Source organism: Ralstonia mojiangensis (genome assembly GCF_023955645.1).
In the GTDB taxonomy this organism is placed as follows: Bacteria; Pseudomonadota; Gammaproteobacteria; order Burkholderiales; family Burkholderiaceae; genus Ralstonia; species Ralstonia mojiangensis.
Genome location: NZ_JAMXHU010000014.1, coordinates 1 through 793 on the forward strand (window position 1 = coordinate 1; position 793 = coordinate 793).

General features: G+C 63.7%; 1 protein-coding gene and 1 pseudogene. Both read left to right on the forward strand.

Annotated features, from left to right (window positions below; all coding sequences use genetic code 11):
• Positions 1–146 (forward strand): annotated as a pseudogene (locus NG898_RS26055) (S-(hydroxymethyl)glutathione dehydrogenase); the annotation flags it as partial.
• A gap of 7 nt (positions 147–153) precedes the next feature.
• Positions 154–793 (forward strand): molybdopterin-dependent oxidoreductase (locus NG898_RS26060; RefSeq protein ID WP_252695099.1); only part of this gene is annotated, 640 nt, incomplete at its 3' end.

The following is a 793-nucleotide window of genomic DNA, read 5'->3' on the forward strand; positions in this document are numbered from 1 at the left end:
ACGTGCCGAAGATCGTCGACTGGTACATGGAAGGCAAACTCAATATCGACGACCTCATTACGCACACGCTGCCGCTGGAGCGCATCAACGAGGGCTTCGAGCTGATGAAGCGCGGTGAGTCGATCCGTTCGGTCGTGCTGTATTGAGGTCGCTGTGAAGCACCAGAAGATCGAGTTTTACCGTCATCCGGCCGGTGGCTGGGGCGCGCTTAAAAGTGTTGCGCATCAACTGCTGTCGCAGGGCATCGCGGCCAAGGGCGCCAAGACGATGCTGTCGGCCAACCAGCCCGACGGCTTCGACTGCCCCGGCTGCGCGTGGCCTGACCGCGACCACGCCTCCACCTTCGAGTTCTGCGAGAACGGCGTCAAAGCCGTAGCCGCAGAGGCGACGTCGCGCCGCACCACACCGGAGTTCTTTGCGCAGCACACCGTGCGCGAACTCGCCGAGTGGTCCGACTACGCGCTGGAAGACCAGGGGCGTCTCACGCACCCGATGGTCTACGACGCAGCCAGCGACAAGTACGTACCGATCGACTGGGACGCCGCCTTCGCGCTGATCGCGCAGCACCTGCGTGCGCTGCCTGATCCAAACCAGGCGATCTTCTACACCTCTGGCCGCACCAGCAATGAGGCCGCCTTCCTCTACCAGTTGTTCGTGCGCGCCTACGGCACGAACAACTTCCCCGACTGCTCCAACATGTGCCACGAGCCCTCCGGCACGGGCATGCGGGGCAGCATCGGCGTTGGCAAGGGCACCGTCACGCTTGACGATTTCACCCGCGCGGACGCCATCT